This is a genomic window from Polynucleobacter sp. MWH-UH23A (genome assembly GCF_040409805.1).
Taxonomy (GTDB): domain Bacteria; phylum Pseudomonadota; class Gammaproteobacteria; order Burkholderiales; family Burkholderiaceae; genus Polynucleobacter.
Genome location: NZ_CP099572.1, coordinates 1901775 through 1922399 on the forward strand (window position 1 = coordinate 1901775; position 20625 = coordinate 1922399).

A 20625-nucleotide genomic window follows, 5' to 3' on the forward strand; every position below is an offset into this window, starting at 1 on the left:
AGCCCAATCAGCGAGAGGCTAATAAATGCCCAGGGTAATGATCAGTATTCCAGCTAAGAATCCGCCGGCAAATAGCAAGAAACCTGCCAGCAGGCGATGTGTACGCCTTTCTTGGAGCAAAAGCGCCTTTAAAACCTCTAATTCAGCATTTTGATCTTTTATTGGGCGTCGGTTTTGAGTCAAGCTATCAGCAATTAAGCGGGGTAAAGTTGGCAAAATTTTGGCCCAAATAGGCGCCTCTTCTTTTAAGCCATCAATTAACCCACGCCAACCCAATTGCTTACTCACCCATTTTTCGAGGATTGGCTTGGCAGTTTTCCATAAATCCAGATCGGGATCTAACTGTCGAGCAAGACCTTCGACATTCAACAAAGTTTTTTGCAACAAAGTTAACTGCGGCTGAATCTCTACTTTAAAACGACGTGATGTCTGGAACAAGCGCATCAACACTATGCCTAAAGAAATTTCTTTGAGAGGGCGATCAAAATAGGGTTCGCACACTGAACGCACTGCACCCTCTAACTCTTCAACGCGCGTATTGGCAGGCACCCAACCTGATTCAATATGCAGCTCCGCCACTCTACGGTAATCGCGATTAAAGAATGCCAAGAAATTCAACGCTAAGTAATTTTTATCTGACTCGCTAAGCGCTCCAACTATTCCAAAATCCAAAGAGATAAAACGACCGAAAGTCTCTGGCTCTAGACTGATCATGATGTTTCCAGGATGCATATCTGCGTGGAAAAAACCATATTCAAATACTTGTGTAAAAAAGATCTCTACGCCATCTGCTGCTAATTTCTTGAAGTCGACACCAGCCGCACGTAACTCTGCAGTTCGCCCTATCGAAATGCCATCCATCTTCTCCATCACAATGACATTTGTATGACATAAATCCCAGTACATTTCTGGAATCATCAGCTTTGTAGAGTCGACAAAATATCTACGTAACTGGCTAGCGTTGGCTGCCTCACGCATGAGATCAAGCTCATCGTGCAAATAAGTATCAAACTCAGCTACGTTTTCACGAGGCTTTAAACGACGGCCATCTTCAGAACTCTTTTCAATGATTTTTGCCAAGTCATACATCAAGGCAAGATCACCTTCGATCACTGGCAATATTCCAGGGCGAAGCACTTTCACAGCAACTGGCAGGCCCTGCCACTCAGGATGTTTTTCTGTTCCTCGCAAAACACCCAAATGAACTTGAGCAACAGAGGCGCTAGCTACTGGGCTAGCATCAAAACTAATAAATGTTTCATCAATCGACTGTCCTAAGGCTGCCTCTATTAAGCGTCTAGATTCCGCATTTGAAAATGGGGGTACTTGATCTTGTAGCTTTGCTAACTCATTAGCAATGTCTTCAGGCAATAAATCGCGACGAGTAGAGAGTACTTGACCAAACTTCACAAAAATCGGGCCAAGCGCCTCAAGCGTCAAGCGAATACGCTCACCCCTTGGCAGACCAGTTCCTGGTGAGGTCCAGCAAACTACCGTCAAGCAACCACGCCCAATACCTGGCTTTAGAACATCACGCAGCAATGGCAATAAACCATAACGCCAAGCAGTAAAGAAAATGAATGAGAGACGAGCAATTCGGCGCACGATTTATTTACCCTTTTGCCCTAAATGCTGAATACGTTTTTCCAAACGATCAACAGATTCGCGTAAATCACTTAACTCGGATTTATGAGCCATAAAGTCACGCATATTCAAAAGCACTTTTCTCTCTTCACTGACATATTCGACTAAATTGTCCAGCAAATCCCCAGCAGCTGACTTAGTAGCCGAAATAAACTTCTTTCCCTTTTGAACCGCAAAATGAGCAGGAGCATCGCCTAGGAGGCGAGCCAAATCCTCTTCATACTCCCAGCGCAATTGGCCAGCCAATCGACCAATCAACTGGGCCAAATCCGCATCACCAGTAATTTTGACAGCTTTAAATGCCTGCTCTTTTAAATTTCTAGGACTAGAAACTAAATCCCCGAAAGCACTAGCCGATAGCTCTAAAGCCAAGCTTGGATTCTCAACTACCTTTAAAGCCTCAAGACGACCAACATTACTAATACAAAAGCCAAGTTGCCCAAAAGGCAATTGCAGCAGGATTGTTTTCTCTGCGTGCTTCGATAATTCTGTACAGGCCCAAGATTCGCTTTCTAAAACATGGTTGATACCACGGCAAGCTGCTGTAGTGGCAATCGTATGTGTGGAAGAAGTTGGCGTATTCATTAGTGTAAAAAACCCGCACTAGTGCGGGTTTTCCGTCGGAAAGTACCTCAAGCTTAAACCAACTGAGAGATACCCGCTAGTACCCAGCCTCCAGGTCCCTCTAATGGCTTACTTAAATTCCAAATTTCTGAGAAGTCATTTGCCGGGGCCCCCGGCTGCTCATTAATGACCCCGCTAAACTGAACGCTACAGAAGTAATGCGTCTCATTGGTTTCAATCCCCAGCAAACGCGCATTAATCGTAATGACATCAGTCTGATTAGTAGAGTCCACGCGTCCCGCAAGATCCTGTGAAATTCTTGCGAACATCTCTGGAGTTGTGAATTCTTGTAAGGATTGCAAATCTCCTTGATCCCAAGCCTTTTGTAAAGCCACAAAAAATTGTTTGGAGTTTTCTAAAAAAGTACGCTCATCAAAGCCAGGCGGCAAAGTTGATTTGAATGTTTCAGGATCAGTATCAACATCTGCAAATGCGTTAGCTGCTGGAATAAATGCAGGCTCCTGTCTTGGAGGCTGTCCAAGGTTTGCGCGTTGCACTCCAGACGGCGACATTACTGGCAACAATCTACGGATCAAGAACATGATTACAAAGCCAGCCAACATCGCAATTAATAAGCCTGTAACCAATGAAGATGCTGCCTCACCTAAACCAAAGTGCGATAAGAGGTAGCCAATACCAAGACCTGCGGCTAATCCACCCAAAATTCCACCCATGCCACCAAAACGACTTGGTGCAGGTGCTTGTGGAGCAGCAGCTGGTGCCGGAGCTGTTGGCTGAGCCTGTTGCGCAGGTTTCTGTGCGGGAGTGGCTTGTTTTTGAATTGGCGCACTAGGGGCGCGGCCCAAATTTTTTCCTCCGCCAAGGCGAGCAGCCTCGACATGTCCAACGCTTGCAACAATCAAAGCGATACTCACTAATGCGGCTTTAAAAAAATGTTGATTCATTTTGATTACCCCTTTAATCGACTACTGGTATCTTTCTTACTGAAAATACACAACTATTAGTATTTAATACCAATATGTAAGGCGACGATACCCCCAGACATTCTATGGGTTTCTACCTCATCAAAACTGGCGTCTAACATCATTTGCTTAAGGGTATCTGCATCCGGATGCATACGAATCGATTCAGCCAGGTAGCGATAGCTTTCTGAGTCTTGCGCAATTTTTTCACCCAACCAAGGCAGAACCTTAAATGAGTAAGCGTCATACACAGGTTGTAAAAACGCATCTGGCTTTGAAAATTCCAATACCAAAACACGTCCACCCGGCTTAATCACGCGGCACATCTCGCTAAGAGCAACTTCCTTATGGGTCATATTGCGCAGGCCGAATGCCACAGTCACTACGTCAAAATAGTTCTTCGGAAAAGGAATTTTCTCGGCATCAAATTGCACGCAAGGTATCGCAATGCCACGATCCAATAAACGATCGCGACCAACACCGAGCATCGATGCATTGATATCACTCAACCAAACTTGAGCATCAGGATTACGGCCCCATTCGGTTGCTTTTGCAAATGCAGCAGCAAGGTCGCCCGTACCGCCAGCGATATCTAATATCTTCTGACCAGGGCGCACGTTAGCACGGGCGATCGTAATTTTTTTCCAGACCCGATGCAAGCCGAATGACATTAAGTCATTCATGACGTCATATTTACTAGCAACCGAGTGAAATACCTCAGCTACCTTGCCAGCTTTTTCTGCCTCATCAACGCTTTGGTAACCAAAGTGGGTTTTACTCATTAGTGACTTCCACAAGAATGGCCATGTGAATGACCCGTTGTCGCCATTGGGGTGTCGCGATCAAGCCCAGCGGCGGCTAACTTATCCAAATGCTCTTTCCATATTTGATCTTGGTTCTCACATAAAAACCGCAGATACTCCCAAGAGTACAAACCAGAATCATGTCCATCAGAAAAGGTTGGCTTTAAGGCATAGTGGCCAACAGGCTCAAGACTAGAAATCAGCACATCACGCTTGCCTGTTTGCAAAGTTTCCTGACCAGGACCATGACCCTGCACTTCGGCTGATGGAGAAACCACTCTCAGCAGCTCAAATGGCAAGCGATAGGTTTGGCCATCTTCATAAGCAAGCTCCAACACTTTGGATTGTTGATGTACTACCACATTGTTTGGAATCATTAAACCAATACCCTTTCAATACCGCCCTGGTTGGCTTTAGCAACATAATCTTGCATCCAATTGTCGCCAAGTAATTTTTGCGCCATCTCCACCACGATGTAATCCGCAGTGGTACCACTATCAGCATCAAATCGAGATAGGCCTTGCAAACAAGATGGGCAGCTGGTCAGAACTTTCACATCACCCGTGAAATTACCTTTGCGCAAATCGTTTGCGCCCTTTTCCATTTCAGCTTGTTTACGGAAGCGAACTTGGGTAGAGATATCTGGACGAGTAACCGCCAATGTTCCAGACTCGCCACAACAACGATCGTTTTTCGCAATCGCCTTACCGTCTTCTAACTGAATTAGTTCATTAACCGTCTTTAAAGGATCTTGCAGTTTCATAGGAGAGTGACATGGATCGTGATACATATACTTGATACCAGTGACACCAGAAAGCTTGACGCCCTTTTCCATCAAATACTCATGAATATCAATAATGCGGCAGCCTGGGAAGATCTGTTCAAACTGATAACCCGCTAACTGGTCATAACAAGTTCCACAAGAAACCACGACAGTTTTGATATCGAGGTAATTCAGTGTATTGGCAACGCGATGAAACAGCACGCGATTGTCAGTAATCATCTTCTCAGCTTTATCAAAGTCGCCATTGCCGCGTTGTGGATAACCACAACAGAGATATCCTGGAGGTAAAACGGTTTGCACACCGACATTCCAAAGCATGGCTTGGGTTGCTAAGCCAACTTGAGAAAACAGGCGCTCAGAACCACAGCCTGGGAAATAGAATACCGCCTCGCTATCGGCAGATGTCATCTTAGGATCACGAATGATGGGCACATAGTTCGCATCTTCGATATCTAATAAAGCACGCGCAGTTTTCTTAGGTAAATTACCTGGCATCTTTTTATTTACAAAAAAGATGACTTGCTCTTTGACGCTTGGCTTGCCAACCGTGGCTGGTGGATGTGCGGTTTGCTGTTTAGCAAACTTACGCAATACATCATTACCAAAACGTTGCAATTTGTAGCCCCAGCCAATCATGGTCTTGCGGGCAAGATGAATAGTGTCTGGACTTGTCGCATTCAAGAAGAACATCGAAGCAGCTGTCCCAGAATTAAAACGTTGCTGCCCCATTTTGCGTAACAAGTTACGCATATTCATGGTGACATCACCGAAATCAATCTTGACGGGGCAAGGAGTTAAGCACTTATGGCACACGGTACAGTGCGCAGCAACATCATCGAACATTTCCCAATGTCGAATCGAAACGCCACGACGTGTTTGCTCTTCGTATAGGAAAGCTTCAATCAATAATGAAGTGGCTAAAATTTTGTCACGTGGGCTGTAGAGCAAGTTAGCGCGTGGCACATGTGTTGAGCAAACTGGTTTGCACTTTCCACAGCGCAAACAATCTTTAACGCTATCAGCAATTGCACCAATATCACTCTGCTGCATGATGATGGACTCATGCCCCATCAAACCAAAGCTAGGGGTATAGGCCATACTCAAGTCAGCATGTGGCATGAGTTTGCCTTTATTAAAGCGTCCCTCTGGATCCACGCGGTTCTTGTAACTGCGGAAATCTTTGAGTTCTGCCTCTGTTAGATACTCTAACTTGGTAATACCAATTCCATGCTCGCCAGAGATCACTCCATCTAAGGATCTAGCCAACTTCATGATGCGATCTACAGCACGATGCGCATCTTGCAACATCTCGTAGTCATCGGAGTTCACTGGGATATTCGTGTGCACATTACCGTCGCCCGCATGCATATGCAAAGCGACAAACACCCTCTTGCGCAAAATATTTTTATGAATAGCTTCTAGTTCATTCAAAATCGGCTCAAAAGCTAAACCGCCAAAGATGATGCGCAACTCTGAGCGCACTTCATCTTTCCAAGAGGCACGCAGACTGTAGTTTTGCAACTGCGGGAAATAAGCATCCATTTGCGTCAGCCATTCAGACCAGCGCAAACGCACTTTTGCAATTAACTCTAGAGCCTGCTGAACACGGTCGCCCAGAATCTCGGCTGTGGGGATCTCATAATCTTCTTCATTCTTTCCTAATGGCAATGCACTCTTCTTTAGGAAAGATTCGAGGCCATCTAATACCTGAAGCTTATTTTTTAGAGAAAGTTCAATATTGATTCGATCAATGCCATCGGTGTATTCGCCCATTCGTGGCAACGGAATCACTACGTCTTCATTGATTTTGAATGCATTGGTGTGGCGAGCAATCGCTGCTGTACGAGCGCGATCCAACCAAAACTTCTTACGTGCATCTGCACTGACTGCCACAAAACCTTCGCCAACTCGCAAGTTAGCCATGCGCACCACTTCACTGGTGGCAGCTGCAACTGCCTCTTCATCATCACCGGCGATATCGCCAATCAAGACCATCTTTGGCAAGCTATTGCGCTTGGACTTTGTTGAATACCCGACCGCGCGTAAATAGCGATCGTCCAAATGCTCAAGGCCAGCCAATATCGGGCCGCCTTGTTTGCTTAATGTCTCAAGGTAGGCCTTAATTTCAACAATACTTGGGATCGCTTCACGAGCCTGGCCAAAAAACTCTAGGCAAACAGTACGCATGTATTTGGGCATGCGATGCAATACCCAAGTTGCGCTTGTAATCAAACCATCGCAACCCTCTTTTTGCACACCAGGTAAGCCAGCTAAAAACTTATCGGTAACGTCTTTACCAAGACCTTCTTTGCGGAATCGTTTACCTTCTACCTCTAATATCTCAGCCTTCAAAATGCGTTGGCCGGGCTCACTATTGCCATCCGACCAAGTCAGTTGAAAGCGAACTTTCTCGACATCATGAATCTTGCCAAGATTATGTTCAAGGCGCTCCACATCAAGCCAGTTGCCTTGTGGATCAACCATGCGCCAACTAGCTAGGTTATCTAGAGCAGTTCCCCACAGAACAGCTTTTTTTCCACCTGCGTTCATGGCGATATTGCCGCCAATACAACTTGCATCTGCTGAAGTAGGATCGACTGCAAACACAAGACCCCCCTGCTCAGCAGCATCAGATACGCGACGCGTTACAACTCCAGCGCCTGTAAAGATAGTTGAAACCTCGCGCTCAACACCTGGCAAACGTTTACCTTTTACGCCATCAATTTGTTGTAGCTTCTCAGTATTGATTACTGCAGACATCGCATACAAAGGAATGGCGCCGCCCGTGTAGCCAGTCCCGCCTCCACGCGGAATGATCGTCAAACCTAAGTCCACGCAGGCTTTTACTAAACCAGGAATCTCGGATTCATAGTCAGGCTTGAGAACCACTAAAGGAAACTCGACCCGCCAATCTGTCGCATCAGTTACGTGTGCGGCGCGAGAGACGCCATCAAAACAAATATTGTCACTAGCAGTGTGACGGCCCAATTCTTTTCGGGCACGCTTACGAATTTGCTCAACTTCTTTAAAGCCGTTCTCAAAATTTTCAATTGCGCGATAAGCGGCATTCAATAAAACTTCTACTTGCCCAGCAGAGTCACCATTGTTGCGCTTCTTAACCTCGCCCAAGCGATGCCACAAAGCGTCGATTAACTGTTGACGGCGATTGGGGTTATCTAGCAAGTCATCCTGCAAGAAGGGGTTGCGTTGCACCACCCAAATATCACCAAGAATTTCAAACAACATGCGAGCCGAACGGCCAGTTCTACGAACGCCACGCAAATCATTCAAGACGCGCCATGACTCCTCGCCCAATAGACGAATCACAATCTCACGATCAGAAAAGGAGGTGTAGTTGTAGGGGATTTCGCGAAGCCGGGGAGAGCTCGCCTCAAAATCCTGCAACTGGTTCAAAGCCAATGGTGCGTTCATATCGACATATTTGATAAATATGCATTTTAATTGAGCTATCCAGATACTGTCAGGAATCCAAGAAAGTTGCTCAAAAGGACATAAACCCTTGCAAAACTAAGGGCTTAGAGCCTATCCGTGGTACGCTCATCAGATGGCAACAAATTACTTAAAGAAAATTTTATCGGCTCGCGTCTATGACGTAGCAAGAGAAACTGAGCTTCAGGTCGCTCCAGAATTAAGCAAACGTTTGGGTAACCAAGTCTTGCTAAAAAGAGAGGATAACCAGCCGGTTTTCTCATTCAAGCTTCGAGGCGCCTACAACAAAATGGCGCATTTGACGCCAGAAGCCCTAAAAAGGGGGGTTATCGCCGCCTCAGCAGGCAATCACGCCCAAGGTGTTGCCTTGGCGGCAGCAAAAATGAAGTGCAAGGCCGTCATTGTGATGCCAGTTACCACTCCAAGCGTCAAAATTGATGCCGTCAAAGCTAGAGGTGGATCTTGGGTAGAAATCATTTTGCATGGAGAATCCTACAGCGATGCCTTTCAGTATTCAGAAGTTGTAGCAAAAAAACGGGGATTAACCTTTGTTCATCCCTTTGATGACCCGGATGTTATTGCTGGTCAGGGCACCATCGCTCAAGAAATTTTTGCTCAATATACAGATCCTATTGATGCTGTATTTGTTGCTATCGGTGGTGGCGGATTGATTGCCGGTATTGGCGAATACGTTAAAGCTGTCAGCCCAAAAACAAAAGTAATCGGCGTTCAAGCATCCGACTCCGATGCAATGAATCAATCACTCAAAGCAAACAAACGCATTGAGATGAAAGATGTTGGATTATTTTCGGATGGCACTGCTGTCAAATTGGTAGGTAAGGAAACTTTCCGCATTTGTAAAAAAGTAGTCGATGAAATCGTTACGGTTGATACCGATGAAATCTGTGCAGCGATCAATGATGTCTTTACCGATACCCGTAGCATCCTTGAGCCCGCAGGCGCCTTAGCTATAGCCGGCATGAAGAAGTATGTCGAGAAAAAACGGATCAGGAAAAAAACACTTGTAGCGGTAGCTTGTGGCGCCAATATGAACTTTAGTCGCCTGCGCTTTGTTGCCGAGCGCGCTGATGTAGGCGAATTCCGTGAGGCAGTATTTGCAGTGACCATTCCAGAAGAGCGCGGATCATTTAAGCGTTTCTGCGAATTGCTCGGCAAGCGCAATGTTACTGAATTTAACTATCGTATTGGCGATCAAAAAGAGGCACATATTTTTGTGGGCATCAGCACTCAAAAAGCGGGTGATAGCGATGCAATCGCAAAGCATTTCCGTAAAGCGAAATTCGCGACCATCGATCTCACCCATGACGAATTAGCAAAATCTCATTTACGCCATATGGTGGGGGGTCATTCAGCACTTGCTAAAGATGAGCTGCTTTATCGCTTTGAATTCCCTGAGCGTCCAGGTGCACTCATGAAATTTTTAACTAGCATGGCACCGAACTGGAATATTAGCCTCTTTCACTACCGCAATCACGGCGCAGACTATGGTCGCATTTTGGTGGGTATTCAGGTTCCAAAAAATGAGCAGAAGAAATTCCAGAAATTCTTGGCAACTCTAGGCTATCCACATTGGGATGAGAGCAATAATCCTGCTTATCGCTTATTCTTGAAATAACTATGTCGTACACGCTGACCGGAAAACTTGTTGTCGCGATTTCATCGCGCGCCTTGTTTGATTTCGAAGAAGAAAATCGAATCTTCGAATCTACCGATGACAGCGCCTATATGAAACTTCAGCTTGAGCGCCTAGCTACAGCAGCACAAACTGGCGTGGCTTTCCCGCTTGTCAAAAAACTCCTCGCCTTTAATGAAGCGGGGGAGCAACGGGTTGAGGTTGTGATTCTCTCGCGCAATGATCCAGTCAGCGGCTTACGAGTATTCCGCTCTGCAGAACATCACGGCCTTCATCTAGAGCGCGGTGTCTTTACCAGAGGGCGCCCGCCATACCATTACCTACGCTCTTTGCACGCAAACCTCTTCTTATCAGCAAATGAAGATGATGTAAGAGCCACCATCGATGCTGGGTTTCCAGCGGCGCGAGTATTCCCAGAATCCAGCAAAATTGCCGAGTCACATCCTAATGAAATACGGATTGCATTCGACGGAGATGCAGTACTGTTTTCAGATGAAGCGGAACAAGTTTTCCAGAAGAAAGGTCTTGAAGCCTTTGTCGATCACGAGAGTAAAAAGGTGGATATCCCCTTGCCCCCTGGTCCATTCAAGCCATTGTTAGAAGCATTACACAGACTGCAACGCTCGACTAGTGAAAATGGCATGCGCATTCGCACCGCCTTGGTAACCGCTCGTTCAGCGCCTGCGCATGAGCGCGCCATCCGCACGCTAATGGCCTGGGGCATTGATGTGGATGAAGCGATGTTTCTGGGCGGCCTATCCAAGAGTGAATTTCTTCGAGAATTTGAGCCAGACTTTTTCTTTGACGATCAGACGGGTCATTGCCAATCCGCTGCATCTGTTGCGCCGACAGGGCATGTAGTATCTGGCGTCTCTAATCAGCCAAAAAACCAAAAGTAATTATGGCGACACTCTCTCTTGGGCAAACAACCCAATATCCAAGTCAATATGACCCAAGCTTGCTATTTCCCATTCCAAGAACAGAGAATCGCACCAAACTTGGCTTAAAAGAGGGTCAAGCCCTGCCATTTGTTGGCGTTGATATTTGGAATGCCTTTGAACTCAGTTGGCTCAATAAAAAAGGGAAGCCTCAGATCGCCCTCGCTGAATTTCAAATTCCAGCTGATTCGCCCAATATGATTGAGTCTAAATCGTTCAAGCTTTATCTCAATAGCCTAAACAATGCGCGCTTTGAAGATGAAAGCGAGATTCGTGAATTACTCATCAAAGATATTTCAGCTGTCGCAGGAAGCAAGATCACGACACGCATTCAAGCAGCTGAAGCTGTAGCTAAAAGAGGAATTCAAGAAATGGGTGGCGTCCTGTTGGATAGACTGGATATTGAAGTAGACCCATCCAAGCCAGCAGACCCTAGCTTATTGGGCGTTAATGAATCATTCGGCCCAATCGAACAATGCCTAGTTTCCCATTTGCTGAAGTCTAACTGTCCTGTAACTGGCCAGCCGGATTGGGCTAGCGTCCAAATTCGATATCAAGGTCGGCCCATTCTTGAAGAAGGTTTATTGCGCTACCTCATTGGCTTTAGACAATTAGGGGAATTTCATGAGCACTGCGTAGAAACAATCTTTACGGATATCAAACGGCAATGTAAACCAGAAAAACTATCTGTGTACGCACGCTACACACGTCGCGGCGGTCTAGATATCAATCCATTTAGAACCGATCACAACTCACCTTGGCCAGATAATATTCGCCATGCTCGGCAATAAATAAAAAGCCCCTCAGAAATTTCTAGAGGGGCTTTTCTTATTAGCCACCAATCACTTGATGACTGAGTAGTTAGCGCTTAAAACGGAATATCGTCATCCATCGCGCCTAATGATGCGGCATTAGAGGCGGCTGAAGCTGGCTGCTCAGCAGACTTAGAACGGCTATAGCTCTCACCGCTATCGCCACCACCAACTGGCTTACCACCAAGCATTTGCATAGTTTCAGCAACGATTTCGGTGGAGTATTTTTCTTGACCACTTGCATCTGTCCATTTACGCGTACGTAAACGACCTTCCACGTAAACCTGTGAACCTTTTTTAAGATACTGCCCTGCAATCTCTGCAAGCTTTCCAAAGAATGCAACGCGATGCCATTCCGTGGTTTCTTTCATTTCACCTGTTTGCTTATCTTTGTAGCGATCTGAAGTTGCTACTGAAATATTAGTAACTGCGTCGCCACTTGGCATATAACGCGTTTCTGGATCGCGCCCTACGTTACCTACGATGATGACCTTATTTACCGAAGCCATGTTGTCTCCCGAAGAAAATACTACTGTTATTGCTACTTAAAAATTTGCCTTAATAAAAATCGATAAAGCTACGGCTGTGTCTTTGTTACGAACTACTTTGAATCTTTTGATTTCAGTGGCATTTCGCCCATAGACCAAGCAATTATAAGCCAGCATAGTAGGAGCGCAGCACCCATCACAAAGACCGATAGATCGCCATGGCTATCCATTAAATAGCCCCCTACAGAAGCCCCAGAAAACAAACCAATAGACTGCGTTGTGTTGTAAACACCTAGCGCGGTACCTTTGGATTCTTTAGCAAAACGCGAAACCAAGGAGGGCTGTAAGGCCTCTAATAGATTGAAGCCTACAAAATAAATTAAGAGTGCAATAGCAATCGATACCACCGAGGATGTATTGGTGAATAAAAATTCAGCGATTAGTAACAACACAATTGCTAGTAAAAGAATAGTGCGTAATTTTTGTTTCTTCTCACCAAAAATCAAAATGGGTGCCATGAAGAAGAATGACAAAAGCACTACAGGCAAATAAATTTCCCAATGCGATGCCAGAGGTAACCCTGCTTGCACCAATAAACGAGGTACAACTAAAAACATAGCTACCTGTGTCGCATGCAGAACAAAGACGCCTAAATTGAGGCGCATTAGCTCAGGACGCAAAAAGACTTCTCTTAATGAGGCTTGCTGGACATTCACCTCGGGTCTATTACTAGGCAAGACAAAATGCGTCACTAGTATTGCGGCAACGCCTAAAATCGCCAAGACAATAAAAATTCCACTAAGACTAATCAATCGATATATCGGTGCGGCAATCACCAAAGACAAAGCAAATGAGAGTGCGATACTGCCGCCGACCAAGGCCATCGCTCGCGTGCGAACCTGCTCACGCGTCAGGTCAGCAACCCATGCAGAAATCGCGGCCGATACCGCACCTGCGCCCATAATCCCCCGACCGATTGCAATCCAAAGTAAATCATCCTGAGCGGCGCAAATTAGCGCCCCAGCCACAAACAAAGAAAGACCCCAAAGCACCACTGGCTTGCGTCCAATGCGGTCAGAAAGACGTCCCAGTGGGATGTAAAAGCAGGCCTGGACGATATTGAAAATACCCAGAGTCAAACCCACCCAAAGGGCGTGTTCGCCACCCGGTAAACCCCGTGCGTGAATGCTAAAGACTGGTAATAGCAAGAAAAGGCCCAGCATTCTGAGGCCAAATATGCCTGCTAAAGCGAGAGTGGAGCGAAGTTCAGAAGGATTCATGGGAAAGAGCTATATTAACAAGTTACGCTAAAAAATCATGAATAACGAAATCAAGATCCGCGGTGCCCGCACCCACAACCTCAAAAATATCAATCTGGACATTCCTAGAGAGAAACTGGTCGTCTTAACAGGCCTATCCGGCTCTGGGAAAAGTTCGCTTGCTTTTGACACGCTCTACGCAGAGGGTCAAAGACGTTATGTAGAGTCTTTATCGGCCTACGCCCGTCAATTTTTGCAATTAATGGAAAAACCCGACGTTGATACGATTGAAGGCCTCTCCCCAGCAATCTCCATTGAGCAAAAAGCGACTAGCCACAATCCACGCTCCACCGTTGGCACCGTAACGGAAATTCATGATTACCTGCGCCTCTTGTTTGCACGCGCTGGAACACCGCATTGTCCAGACCATGATCTTCCACTAGAAGCGCAAAGCGTTTCTCAAATGGTAGATACGGTATTAGCAATGCCAGATGACACTAAGCTCATGATTCTTGCTCCTGTAGTCAGTGAGCGTAAAGGTGAATTTGTTGATTTTTTCCAAGATCTCCAAGCGCAAGGCTTTGTGCGCTTTCGCGTGCGCTCTGGCGGAGGCACAGCTAATGCCGCTAAGGCAGAAATTTTTGAAGTTGATCAATTACCAGCGCTTAAGAAAAACGATAAGCACTCTATTGAAGTTGTAGTAGACCGCATTAAAGTTCGACCAGATATTCAACAACGCCTTGCCGAGTCATTTGAGACTGCCCTGCGTTTAGCGGATGGCAAAGCAATGATTGTGGATATGGATACTGGCAAGGAAATGATTTTCTCGAGCAAATTTGCTTGCCCAGTTTGCTCATACTCCCTGCAAGAGCTAGAGCCACGTCTTTTCTCTTTCAATAATCCAATGGGTGCATGTCCTTCATGCGACGGACTGGGTCACCAATCTTTCTTTGATCCTAAACGTATCGTTGCGCATCCTGATTTATCACTGGCATCTGGCGCAATTAAAGGCTGGGATCGACGCAATCAGTTTTACTTCAAGCTACTACAAACTCTTGCCAAACATGGCGGCTTTGATGTTGAAAAGCCTTTTGAATCGCTTAGCAAGAAACAACAGGACCTGATCTTATTGGGGTCTGGTGATGTCACCATACCCTTTGAATACATCAATGAGCGCGGTAGAAATACTATTCGTGAACACGCCTTTGAAGGCATTGTTGCCAACTTTGAACGTCGCTATCGTGAGACAGATTCTGTCACTGTGCGCGAAGAACTCGCTCGCTATCAGAACATTCAAACTTGTCCTGAATGTAGCGGCAGTCGTTTGCGCAAAGAAGCACGCTTCGTTCGAGTGGGCGAGAAAAAACAGGCACGTGCCATTTATGAAATCAGCGCGCTACCGTTAAAAGAAGCAAAAGAATATTTCGAAACTCTTGAACTTAAGGGTGCCAAAAAAGAAATTGCCGACAAGATTATTAAAGAAATCAGCGCTCGTCTACGCTTCTTAAACGATGTGGGTCTGGACTATCTCTCACTTGAACGCAGTGCAGATACGCTCTCAGGCGGCGAAGCGCAGCGTATTCGTCTTGCAAGCCAGATTGGATCAGGCTTGACGGGCGTGATGTATGTGTTGGATGAGCCATCGATTGGACTGCATCAACGCGATAATGATCGACTAATTGGCACTCTCAAGCATTTACGTGACCTTGGTAATAGCGTTCTAGTCGTTGAACACGATGAAGATATGATTCGCGCATCTGATTGGGTAATCGATATCGGCCCCGGCGCCGGTGTTCATGGCGGTGAAATTGTTGCGCAAGGTACGCCCACGAAAGTTGAGGCTGATGCTAAATCTTTGACCGGTGCTTATCTTGCAGGACGCGAAGCAATTGAAGTTCCGGAAAAACGCATTCCTGTAAATGATCTTTTCTTAGAAATCATTGGCGCCCGTGGGAATAATTTGCAATCCGTCTATGCCAAGATTCCCGTGGGATTGCTAACTTGCGTGACTGGTGTTTCTGGATCTGGTAAATCAACCTTGATTAATGACACCCTTCATCATGCTGTTGCACAACATTTATATGGCTCGAGTACTGAGCCAGCTGCGCATGACGCTATTAAGGGTTTAGAGCACTTCGATAAAGTTATTAGCGTAGATCAGTCACCGATTGGTCGCACACCGCGCTCCAACCCAGCCACTTATACCGGTCTTTTCACACCCATTCGCGAGCTGTTTGCAGGAGTCCCTGCGGCGCGTGAACGTGGTTACGAGGCTGGACGTTTCTCCTTTAACGTCAAAGGTGGTCGTTGTGATGCCTGTGAAGGTGATGGTGTTCTCAAAGTAGAAATGCATTTCTTGCCAGATGTTTATGTGCCGTGCGATGTTTGTCACGGCAAGCGCTATAACCGTGAAACATTAGATATCCGCTACAAAGGAAAAAATATTCATGAAGTGCTTTCAATGACAATTGAGCAAGCACATGAATTCTTTGAAGCAGTTCCGGTGGTTAAGCGCAAACTCAAAACGCTTCTGGATGTTGGTTTGGGTTACGTGCAACTAGGCCAAAGCGCAACAACTCTATCAGGTGGTGAAGCGCAACGTGTAAAGCTGTCGCTAGAACTTTCCAAACGCGATACCGGAAGAACGCTCTATATCTTGGATGAGCCTACTACGGGCTTACATTTCCACGACATTCAGCTCTTACTAACCGTCATCCAAACACTCAAGAAACAAGGCAATACGATCGTCATCATCGAACATAATCTTGATGTTATTAAGACTGCCGATTGGATTATTGATTTAGGCCCCAAAGGTGGCGCTGGTGGTGGGCAGATCATTGCAACCGGCACGCCTGAAGAAGTTGCCAAGAATGATGTGAGTTTTACTGGGCATTATTTGGCGCCTCTCTTAACTCGGAAAACGAGTAAGAGTACAAGCACTACCAAAAAGAAAAAGTAGATAGCGAAATTCGCTATCTACTGAATACTTAAGGCAGGCATTTACAACAATTTAGCCTCGGCTAAATCAATTGCCTCTGGGTTACCAGAGATTACCAAGATATCGTTTGCCTGAAGCAGCAAGTCTGGAGCAAGCGCTAACTTACTGTAGTCAGCGTTACGTCCCTTACGACGAACCGCTTGAACACTAACACCTTCATTTTCTATATGGAGCTCGGATAGCGTTTTGCCTACAGCCTGAGAATTTGGCAGCAAGGTAATAGAGTGCAGTCGCCAAGATTCATTCGAACCGAAATCATCATCACTCGAGCCTCGGAAGTAGCCTCTTAATAAGCTGTAACGCTCTTCACGCGCGGTCGTAATACGTCTCACCACCTTGCGCATGGGCACACCCATAATGAGCAAGACGTGTGATGCAATCATCAAGCTGCCCTCAATTAATTCAGGCACCACTTCAGTCGCGCCTGCTGCTTGTAGCTTAGCAATATCAGCATCATCTTTAGTGCGAACTAACACAGTCATACCAGGGCGTAAATGCTCAACCTGACGCAAAACTCTTAAGCTTGCAGCAGTATCGGCGTATGTGATGACGACAGTTTTTGCCCTTGAAAGGCCAGCGGCGACTAAATAATTTTCACGACTAGCATCCCCGTACACAACATTGTCGCCAGCGGCAGCAGCTTCCTTCACGCGATCAGGATCCAAATCTAAAGCAATGTATGGAATTTTTTCCTGATCTAACATACGTGCCAAGCTTTGCCCAGATCGACCAAAACCACAAATGATCACGTGATTTTCATTGCGAACACTTTTCGCAGCAACCCGAGTTAAAGCAAGAGATTGCAAAAGCCATTCGTTACTTGAGAAACGCATTGCGATACGGTCGCTGTACTCAACCAAAAATGGGGCGCAAAACATCGAGAGCAACATGGCGGCTAAAACAGCTTGACTCAAAGTAGGATCAATAAGATCTAAGCCATCAATCTGCGTAAGAAGCACAAAACCAAACTCACCTGCTTGCGCCAAACAAAGTCCAGTCCGTATTGAGATGCCAGTACTAGAGCCAAAGGCCTTCGAGAGTAAAGCAATGAGTCCGAACTTAAATATCAAGGGGCCAACTAATAAAGCCACTACCAACATCCATTGCTCTCGAATTACATTGAAGTCGAGCAACATGCCGATCGTAATAAAGAAGAGTCCTAGCAAAACGTCACGGAATGGTTTGACATCTTCCTCGACCTGATGACGATAGGGCGTTTCAGAAATCAACATGCCCGCCAAGAACGCTCCAAGCGCTAGTGATAAACCGAAATGCTCAGTCAGGCCAGCCATTCCAAGCACAATCAATAACAGATTGAGCATGAATAATTCTTGCGAACGTAACTTAGCAACCAATCTAAACCAATGGCTCATTAAAGATTGGCCAATAAAGAAAATCAGCGTCAGAGCAACGGTGATTTTGATGGAAGCAGCTGTTAGCGCCACAAAAAGATCTTTGGGATTTTTTCCCAAGGATGGCAACAAAATCAATAAGAAGACCACGGCCAAATCTTGGAACAGCAAAATGCCGACTACATTACGACCATGCTCTGTCTCTAACTCAGCGCGATCAGAAATCAGCTTGGTCACAATGGCGGTAGAGGACATTGCCAGCGCGCCGCCCAAAGCAATTGCCGCCTGCCATGAGATCGGATAAATCCAATTCATCAATAAACTAGCTGGCACTGCAAGCACCATCGTCAGAATAACTTGACTGCCACCCAAGCCAAATACGATGTAGCGCATTGACCTGAGCTTGTGCAGATTAAATTCCAGGCCAATTGAGAACATTAAGAAAACAACCCCAAACTCCGCCAAATACTTCACCGTAGCGGAATCACTGGCCAAGCCCAAGGCATTGGGCCCAATCAGCACACCAATGGCTAAATAGCCCAAAATAGGGGGTAAGCCAAAATAGCGGAAAATAACTACTCCAGCCACACCAGAGGCTAAGAGAATAAGGGTTAATTGAAGGACTGACGGCATATACTTACTCGATGATAGCTAAGACTCGTGAACGTACCCTAAAGCTTGCCCGCGATACCCTCACTATTGAGGCTGCTGCACTGCAAACAATGCGTGATCGCCTAGAGGGCCAAAACGCAGACGCCCTGATCCATGCAGTGGAATTACTACATGGATGCAAAGGCAGAATCGTGGTGTCCGGCATTGGCAAGTCAGGCCATATTGCCCGCAAAATTGCTGCTACGTTTGCCTCAACAGGATCCCCCGCTTTTTTTGTACACCCCGCAGAGGCCAGCCATGGCGATTTGGGCATGGTTACCCGTGAAGATGTTTTTGTAGCGTTATCCAACTCTGGCGAAACTGATGAGTTACTAACAATTGTTCCAATCGTCAAGCGTACTGGCGCAAAGCTCATCGCATTGACCGGAGCGCCAAATTCGTCTCTAGCAAAATTAGCGGATGCGCACCTAGATACCAGCGTAGAAAAAGAAGCGTGCCCACTTAACCTCGCGCCAACCACCAGCACTACCGCTGCACTTGCTATGGGCGATGCACTTGCAGTTGCACTGCTTGACGCTCGTGGCTTTCAAGCTGAAGACTTTCAACGTTCCCATCCTGGTGGCCGCTTAGGTCGCAAACAATTGATGCATGTCAGCGAAGTAATGAGAAGCTTTGATGACACGCCAAAAATTTCAATTCAAGCTTCTTTGCAAGCTGCTTTATTAGAGATGACCGCAAAACGTATGGGTATGGTCGTCATACTAGATGAAGACAATAAAGTGTTTGGCATTTTGACCGATGGCGATTTGCGTCGTTTACTCGAGAAAAATACTAACCTTAGCAATGTTACTCTTAAAAGCGCTACGACTTCCAGCCCTAGAACTATTCCGCCCGAGCTATTAGCAGAAGAAGCAATTGAGATGATGGAAAAGCATCGCATAAATCATCTAGTGGTGACTGATAAAGCTGGGGTTTTGCTTGGTGCATTGAATTTACATGACCTTTTTGCAGCTAAAGTTATTTAACGAGTTAACCATTCAATTCCATGCCGAGCGCTTTTAATACTCATAATACAAATCCTCTATCAAGCTACCCACAAGCGTGGGAACGCGCCAGCAAAGTTAAGTTATTGGTTTTGGACGTAGATGGGGTGTTAACAAATGGCCAAGTCTGGATTGGCGCTGAAGGAAAAGAATCCTTAAAAGCATTCGACATTCAGGATGGTCTAGGCATCAAATTACTAGAGCAATGTGGCATTGCGACTGCAATTATTACTGGTAGAAATTCCAAAATGGTATTGGCTCGCTGCGATGAGCTTGGTATCAAGCATGTACATATGGGTGTTGAGAATAAAGCGCTTGCCTTAGAAGAAGTACTCAAGTCACTTGGACTTAAGCCTAGCGATTGCGCAGTTATGGGTGATGATTGGCCGGACTTAGCCATGATGAAGCAAGCAGGACTTCGCATCGCTCCAGCCCAAGCCCATGAAGCTGTTAAAGAATTTGCGCATTTTGTCACCTCACGTATGGGCGGCAATAGCGCGGTAAGAGAAGCTTGCGATTTAATTCTGAAATCCCAGAATCGCTATGAAGAATTACTCAATAAAGCTCGCAACTGAGTTTATTTAATTTGGCAATGCAACTCAATTCCCAACAAATCAAATTTAGTATTGGCCGCACCCTGTTGCGTCTGATGCCTTTGATATTGATGGGTCTGCTTACATTAGTCACATTTTGGTTGGTACGAAAAAATACTCCGGCTGAACACTCTGGACTAGAGCGAGTACGCCTTCATGAGCCAGACTACATTATTCAAAATGGCACACTATCTGCATTAAATGAACAAGGCAATACAAAATACCGAATTCTGGGGGATAAGGTCACTCACTACGATGACGATGCTTCAATCGATATTGATTTGCCTCGCATGCGTCTTTTTCAGCCAGGTAAGGCGCCTGTTACCGTTAGATCAAATACTGGACATCTGGATGGCGACCTAACGATTTTGGAGCTATTTGATAACGCATCAATCTACAGACCGCCTCAGCCTGCTAACGCAACAGAACCTGCAACGCTCAGAATGCTTGCCTCATCTAGCTATTTCAAAGTGCTGATTAACGATGATATCGTTCAAACCGATAAACCTATTACGCTTGAACAGGGCATGTCGGTGATGCACTCTACCGATGGCGGAACATTTGACAATATCGCGCAAAGCATGACTTTGTCAGGGCAGGTAAGAGGTCGAATTGAACGCGCCCCACGCAATGGCCAATAAAATACTC

At 46.0% G+C, this 20625-nt stretch carries 16 protein-coding genes; 7 read left to right on the forward strand and 9 right to left on the reverse strand.

Going from position 1 to position 20625, the window contains the following annotated elements; translation table 11 throughout:
* Positions 1–18: 18 nt before the first annotated feature.
* Genes ubiB through NHB35_RS09900 form a run of 6 tightly spaced genes read right to left on the reverse strand, consistent with a single transcriptional unit; the run spans position 19 to position 8210 of the window.
* Complete coding sequence (ubiB, locus tag NHB35_RS09875; RefSeq protein ID WP_353432186.1) at positions 19–1605, reverse strand: ubiquinone biosynthesis regulatory protein kinase UbiB; 1587 nt, start codon at positions 1603–1605, stop codon at positions 19–21.
* Between the two features lie 3 nt (positions 1606–1608).
* A complete protein-coding gene (locus tag NHB35_RS09880; RefSeq protein WP_353432187.1) occupies positions 1609–2229 on the reverse strand; it encodes a hypothetical protein in 621 nt (206 codons plus the stop codon).
* A 53-nt stretch (positions 2230–2282) separates the two neighbouring features.
* A complete protein-coding gene (locus tag NHB35_RS09885; RefSeq protein ID WP_353432188.1) occupies positions 2283–3173 on the reverse strand; it encodes a Tim44-like domain-containing protein in 891 nt (296 codons plus the stop codon).
* Positions 3174–3229: 56 nt separating this feature from the next.
* Positions 3230–3973: a bifunctional demethylmenaquinone methyltransferase/2-methoxy-6-polyprenyl-1,4-benzoquinol methylase UbiE gene (gene ubiE, locus NHB35_RS09890; RefSeq protein WP_353432189.1), complete on the reverse strand. Its 744-nt coding sequence runs from the start codon at positions 3971–3973 to the stop codon at positions 3230–3232.
* Positions 3973–4371 (reverse strand): DUF971 domain-containing protein, encoded by a 399-nt coding sequence (locus NHB35_RS09895; RefSeq protein WP_353432190.1) that lies wholly within the window; start codon positions 4369–4371, stop codon positions 3973–3975. Before NHB35_RS09895 ends, ubiE begins: the two co-directional genes overlap by 1 nt.
* The gene (locus NHB35_RS09900; RefSeq protein WP_353432191.1) at positions 4371–8210 is read right to left on the reverse strand and encodes an FAD/FMN-binding oxidoreductase; all 3840 of its coding nucleotides are present in this window, start codon (positions 8208–8210) and stop codon (positions 4371–4373) included. Before NHB35_RS09900 ends, NHB35_RS09895 begins: the two co-directional genes overlap by 1 nt.
* A gap of 133 nt (positions 8211–8343) precedes the next feature.
* On the opposite strand from NHB35_RS09900, the gene ilvA reads away from it, so the two are divergent.
* Genes ilvA through queF form a run of 3 tightly spaced genes read left to right on the forward strand, consistent with a single transcriptional unit; the run spans position 8344 to position 11611 of the window.
* Positions 8344–9864, forward strand: a complete 1521-nt coding sequence (gene ilvA, locus NHB35_RS09905) for a threonine ammonia-lyase, biosynthetic (RefSeq protein ID WP_353432192.1) — start codon at positions 8344–8346, stop codon at positions 9862–9864.
* A gap of 2 nt (positions 9865–9866) precedes the next feature.
* A complete protein-coding gene (locus NHB35_RS09910; RefSeq protein ID WP_353432193.1) occupies positions 9867–10781 on the forward strand; it encodes a 5'-nucleotidase in 915 nt (304 codons plus the stop codon).
* Between the two features lie 2 nt (positions 10782–10783).
* Complete coding sequence (gene queF, locus NHB35_RS09915) at positions 10784–11611, forward strand: NADPH-dependent 7-cyano-7-deazaguanine reductase QueF (RefSeq protein ID WP_353432194.1); 828 nt, start codon at positions 10784–10786, stop codon at positions 11609–11611.
* Positions 11612–11688: 77 nt separating this feature from the next.
* On the opposite strand, the gene ssb is transcribed toward queF, so the two are convergent.
* Both ssb and NHB35_RS09925 read right to left on the reverse strand, forming a co-directional pair.
* On the reverse strand, positions 11689–12141 hold the full coding sequence (gene ssb / locus NHB35_RS09920) for a single-stranded DNA-binding protein (RefSeq protein WP_353432195.1): 453 nt from the start codon (positions 12139–12141) through the stop codon (positions 11689–11691).
* A gap of 92 nt (positions 12142–12233) precedes the next feature.
* Positions 12234–13400 (reverse strand): MFS transporter, encoded by a 1167-nt coding sequence (locus NHB35_RS09925; RefSeq protein ID WP_353432196.1) that lies wholly within the window; start codon positions 13398–13400, stop codon positions 12234–12236.
* Between the two features lie 37 nt (positions 13401–13437).
* Here NHB35_RS09925 and uvrA point away from each other — a divergent pair, with 37 nt between their 5' ends.
* On the forward strand, positions 13438–16338 hold the full coding sequence (gene uvrA / locus NHB35_RS09930) for an excinuclease ABC subunit UvrA (RefSeq protein ID WP_353432197.1): 2901 nt from the start codon (positions 13438–13440) through the stop codon (positions 16336–16338).
* 41 nt (positions 16339–16379) lie between these two features.
* Here the strand turns inward: uvrA and NHB35_RS09935 are convergent, their stop codons facing one another.
* The gene (locus tag NHB35_RS09935) at positions 16380–18362 is read right to left on the reverse strand and encodes a monovalent cation:proton antiporter-2 (CPA2) family protein (protein WP_353432198.1); all 1983 of its coding nucleotides are present in this window, start codon (positions 18360–18362) and stop codon (positions 16380–16382) included.
* An 11-nt stretch (positions 18363–18373) separates the two neighbouring features.
* On the opposite strand from NHB35_RS09935, the gene NHB35_RS09940 reads away from it, so the two are divergent.
* The 3 genes from NHB35_RS09940 to lptC are packed head-to-tail and all read left to right on the forward strand — an operon-like array spanning position 18374 to position 20618.
* Positions 18374–19366 carry a KpsF/GutQ family sugar-phosphate isomerase gene (locus NHB35_RS09940; protein ID WP_353432199.1) on the forward strand — a complete coding sequence of 331 codons (993 nt, stop codon included), beginning with the start codon at positions 18374–18376 and terminating at the stop codon, positions 19364–19366.
* A 20-nt stretch (positions 19367–19386) separates the two neighbouring features.
* On the forward strand, positions 19387–19959 hold the full coding sequence (locus NHB35_RS09945; RefSeq protein ID WP_353432200.1) for an HAD hydrolase family protein: 573 nt from the start codon (positions 19387–19389) through the stop codon (positions 19957–19959).
* 17 nt (positions 19960–19976) lie between these two features.
* Positions 19977–20618, forward strand: coding sequence for an LPS export ABC transporter periplasmic protein LptC (lptC, locus tag NHB35_RS09950; RefSeq protein ID WP_353432201.1), 642 nt, complete (start codon positions 19977–19979; stop codon positions 20616–20618).
* Positions 20619–20625 lie beyond the last annotated feature (7 nt).

Coding starts and splice junctions, on each gene's coding strand:
- NHB35_RS09940 (WP_353432199.1), top strand. CDS start 18,374: ATGATAGCTAAGACTCGTGAACGTACCCTAAAGCTTGCCCGCGATACC.
- ilvA (WP_353432192.1), top strand. CDS start 8,344: ATGGCAACAAATTACTTAAAGAAAATTTTATCGGCTCGCGTCTATGAC.
- uvrA (WP_353432197.1), top strand. CDS start 13,438: ATGAATAACGAAATCAAGATCCGCGGTGCCCGCACCCACAACCTCAAA.
- NHB35_RS09900 (WP_353432191.1), bottom strand. CDS start 8,210: ATGAACGCACCATTGGCTTTGAACCAGTTGCAGGATTTTGAGGCGAGC.
- lptC (WP_353432201.1), top strand. CDS start 19,977: ATGCAACTCAATTCCCAACAAATCAAATTTAGTATTGGCCGCACCCTG.
- NHB35_RS09935 (WP_353432198.1), bottom strand. CDS start 18,362: ATGCCGTCAGTCCTTCAATTAACCCTTATTCTCTTAGCCTCTGGTGTG.
- NHB35_RS09880 (WP_353432187.1), bottom strand. CDS start 2,229: ATGAATACGCCAACTTCTTCCACACATACGATTGCCACTACAGCAGCT.
- NHB35_RS09910 (WP_353432193.1), top strand. CDS start 9,867: ATGTCGTACACGCTGACCGGAAAACTTGTTGTCGCGATTTCATCGCGC.
- NHB35_RS09885 (WP_353432188.1), bottom strand. CDS start 3,173: ATGAATCAACATTTTTTTAAAGCCGCATTAGTGAGTATCGCTTTGATT.
- NHB35_RS09925 (WP_353432196.1), bottom strand. CDS start 13,400: ATGAATCCTTCTGAACTTCGCTCCACTCTCGCTTTAGCAGGCATATTT.
- NHB35_RS09945 (WP_353432200.1), top strand. CDS start 19,387: ATGCCGAGCGCTTTTAATACTCATAATACAAATCCTCTATCAAGCTAC.
- ubiE (WP_353432189.1), bottom strand. CDS start 3,973: ATGAGTAAAACCCACTTTGGTTACCAAAGCGTTGATGAGGCAGAAAAA.
- NHB35_RS09895 (WP_353432190.1), bottom strand. CDS start 4,371: ATGATTCCAAACAATGTGGTAGTACATCAACAATCCAAAGTGTTGGAG.
- ssb (WP_353432195.1), bottom strand. CDS start 12,141: ATGGCTTCGGTAAATAAGGTCATCATCGTAGGTAACGTAGGGCGCGAT.
- queF (WP_353432194.1), top strand. CDS start 10,784: ATGGCGACACTCTCTCTTGGGCAAACAACCCAATATCCAAGTCAATAT.